Raw genomic sequence first — 3792 nt, 5'->3', positions numbered from 1 at the left:
TGATGGACTAAACCCTGGACATTTTCTAAGATAAAAGCTTTCGGTTTCTTTTCGTGTAAGATCCGGGCAACTTCAAAAAATAAGGTTCCGCGTGCATCTTCAAAACCGTGTTTTCTGCCAGCGATACTAAACGCTTGACAGGGAAAACCGCCGCACAGTATATCATGATCAGGGACAGTTTTTGCCTCTAATTTTCTGATATCTTGATTATCGGGTAAATGACCATAGTTAGCTAAGTAAACCTTTTGGGAGTGAGGATCGATTTCCGAGGAAAAAACGCATTGACAACCGAGATTCTCTAAGGCGATTCTAAATCCTTTTATACCGGCAAATAAATCAATAAAAGTCCACATATTTTATCTATTCTAAGCTTCCGTTTTGATCCCTGAGACGATATTATACCGGCTATCTTAGATTTTAGTATAAATGCTCGAATCTTTCTGTCCATTTCCCCATCTCCCCTGTCCGCATAATTTTTTTCTCCCAAATACTAAACAGATTGATGTTACAAGTGTAGGATAAGAAAGATACCTTTAACAAGCATAACCTAGAAACCATGACCTCTTCTGCTCTTTTTATAGCAGTTATCCTAAATGATGAGGTAGGAAGTTTTCCTTTTGGGGAGTCGGTCGTCAGCAGTCGATACCAAATCAGGTTACACTTCGTCTTGATGAGAAACGCTATAAGTAGGCGACGATAAATCCGACATTCCGCACATCTTCATATACTTTTATATATTTTTACATTCCCCAAGATATTTTGACGAAAAAGCTTCATAGAAACTACTATTGAGAACATTTTCAATAATTGATTTTTTCTGAGAAAAAATTACAATTCTTCACCTTGAGAAAAATCAATCATTGTAGCTATAGTCCCTACTAGCAATGGGTTTTAAGCAAAATATCAGTAAAAATTATCAATTGAATGTTAAGAAGTGCGGAAAGTGGGATAAATTTTCTTTTACCTGTTAGCTGCGGTGAAAAAATGGGAATACTAAGGGATGTAGTGGGTTGTACAGTCTTTACTGGCTCTATTCCATGTCATCAGCAAACGAGAAACTTCAGACCAAGCTGCCTTCCTTTGCCCAAAAGTTAGTGCAATCGGGTTATGTCACTATCCCGCAACTACAAAAGGCAATGATCGAGAAGCAGAAAAGTCATCTGCCTCTACGGGCAATTTTACCCCTGATCACCGGCCGTCCTTTACCCAAAGAGGCACTGGCATACTACCGACTCGAACAACTGTCAAAATTAAAAGCCAAGTATGGGGTAGAATATCTTGACCCTGAAAGTGAGACGATCGACTGGAGAGAAATCGAGAATCTGTTTCGCACGGTCCTTCCCTTTGAAATTTGCCGTCGTTATCAGATCCTGCCCCTACAAAAACAAGAATCCGATCCCAATGTCCTTCACCTAGCCATGGTGGATCCCGCTAATCAGCAAATTCTCGATGATTTACGTCGTATCCTCCGGGATCAAGAATTGCAGTTTGAACGTCGTGTCATCGATCGAGCAGATTACCAGAAATTGGTCGAAATCTATCGTTATCGCCAAGAAGAAGCCCTATCTGGCCATTTTCTTCCCCAAGAACAAGAGCTAGAGACCATAGTTGACATAACCGGCCTTTTTGAAGATGGCCAATCTCTCCCCCATCTCAACTGCAAATTAGCCGACGAGGATCTCGGTCTGATTCAACAGGCCAATCAAGGGACGATCGTCAGTGTCGTTAATAATATCCTGGTTCAAGCCATCGAAAGTAAAGCGACGGAAATTCACCTAGAACCCCAAGAAAATCAATTAACTGTCCGTTTTCGCCAAGATGGTCTCCTGCGTTCTGCCTGGGAACCGATTTCTCCAGAAGCGACCCCAGGGATTATCTCACGGTTAAAAATTCTGGCTAACCTCGATTTCAGCGAAAAATCGCGCCCCCAACAGGGAAAAATGACCATAACTTTTTCCGGTCGCAAAATAGATTTTCGTCTCCACACCCTACCTCGTCAACAGGGAGAAAAAATTCTGCTGCGGGTTTTTGATTCTCGATCCCCACTTTGGCCCCTCGATGAGTTGATTGCTAGCCAAGAAACCTGTAAACTGGTACGCACCATGATTGATTGCCAGGCGGGGTTAATTCTGCTCACCGCACCGGCCAGAGGCGGCTGTTCCACCAGTTTCTATTCTCTACTAGCCCATCGAAACCGGGGTGGGGTTAATATCGCTACCCTGGAAACCTCGATCGAACGCAGCCTTAATGGTATTACCCAAGTGGAAATCGCTGATGGTCAAGGCCAAGATTATGCCTCGATTTTGCCCTCTTTCCGGAATCAAGACCTAGACATCATCGGCATCGATCGCCTGGCGGATTCTTCCACCCTTACCCATGCTCTAGAAGCGGCTTTGACTGGACATTTAGTTATTTCTAGTTTACCCCTCAATGATGCCTTTGCTGCGATCGCTCGCCTCAATCAATTAGCGGAGCCGGCCTTAGTGGCTGATACCCTCATTGGAGTGATCAATCAAAGACTGGTGCGACGGGTTTGTCCGGTTTGTCGGCTGAAACATCAACCAAAAAGGGAAGAATTAGCTAAATTTGGTCTTTCTACCGCCCAAGCTGCTCAATACAGCTTTTATAAAGCTAATTCCCTCACTGCCGAAGAAATCATCCAAGCGCGGGAAAAAGGCAGATTATGCCGTCATTGTCACGGCATCGGTTATCAGTCCCAGATCGGGGTCTTTGAAGTGATCACGATTACCCCTCACCTCAAAACTTTCATCGCTGCGAAGAAACCCGCCGATATGCTCAAAAAAGCGGCAACACAGGCAGGATTTAAGTCTCTCCTCACCTACGGTTTAGAATTAGTCTGTCAAGGTTATACTACCCTAGAGGAAATCGAGCGCGTCATAGCTGATCAATTCACTTTGCCCCCCCTCTCTGCTGCCAATAATCCTGAGATTCCCTCGGATGTTTTCGGGAGAATCGAGGCGATCGAGCAGTTATTAAAAGCTCTCAATGGTGAATTACAGTCATTAAAGCAAGAAATTAACCTAAATTCGCTCAAAAATTCTCCTAAGAGCGCAAATACAACTATTCTCGACCAGGAGTTACCTGATTTGACTAATCTAGTCCTTTCTTCCCAAAACTGGTCATCGGACAAGGAAACGATCGTTTTCGCTGCCCCTGTTTATGAGGAGTTAACCGACCCCGGCGATTGGGAACAGTTAAAACGGGAACTAGACCCCAATCAAGACCTGATCGCCTCCTCGCAAGTCGATACTTCTTTTCCTTCCGTCCTCGATCCTTGGTCCTAGTCGGGTAAAATGCTGGGGAAAAGAATTAAAATTTAACCTGGGCAGTATTTGAGGACTAAAAAGGAATGACCACAGAATTAGAAACCAAAAAAGTTACTCCTACTCGCTGTTTAGTTGGCGCAGCAATTTCGGCAGCATTGGGGACAATTCTCTATTATCTCACGGCAGCGATCGGTCATTCTTTTTACTCAAAACCAATGGTTGCTCACAGTCCGATCGCCTTGAGAATTGGCAGCGCTGTCCGCACTTTAGTTTTTGGTTTAGCTTCGAACCTTTATTTTTGCTTTTGTCACCATTGGTTTAATTCTTTTGGCTATCCAATTACTACTTAAACGCCCTCAACAAACATAAATTATGAATTATGAATTGGAAGTGGGGAAGTGGGGAGCTTTTCAGTGATCAGTAAACTGATAACTGATCACTGATAACTGATATAGGAACCTTTATTTTTGCTTTTGTCACCATTGGTTTAATTCTTTTGGCTATC

2 protein-coding genes and 1 pseudogene are annotated in these 3792 nt (G+C 43.4%); 2 read left to right on the top strand and 1 reads right to left on the bottom strand.

Annotated elements, in window-relative coordinates:
• Window positions 1-353 (bottom strand): DNA (cytosine-5-)-methyltransferase (gene dcm / locus EWV66_RS00405; RefSeq protein ID WP_287107770.1); only part of this gene is annotated, 353 nt, incomplete at its 3' end.
• Window positions 354-1037: 684 nt separating this feature from the next.
• On the opposite strand from dcm, the gene EWV66_RS00400 reads away from it, so the two are divergent.
• Window positions 1038-3305 (top strand): GspE/PulE family protein, encoded by a 2268-nt coding sequence (locus EWV66_RS00400; protein WP_287107769.1) that lies wholly within the window; start codon window positions 1038-1040, stop codon window positions 3303-3305.
• Between the two features lie 65 nt (window positions 3306-3370).
• Window positions 3371-3656 (top strand): annotated as a pseudogene (locus EWV66_RS00395) (DUF3082 domain-containing protein).
• The last annotated feature ends 136 nt before the right edge of the window (window positions 3657-3792 follow it).

It is taken from the genome of Microcystis sp. M_OC_Ca_00000000_C217Col, from assembly GCF_007095585.1.
In the GTDB taxonomy this organism is placed as follows: Bacteria; Cyanobacteriota; Cyanobacteriia; order Cyanobacteriales; family Microcystaceae; genus Microcystis; species Microcystis panniformis.
This window is presented reverse-complemented; position numbering and strand designations above follow the sequence as displayed.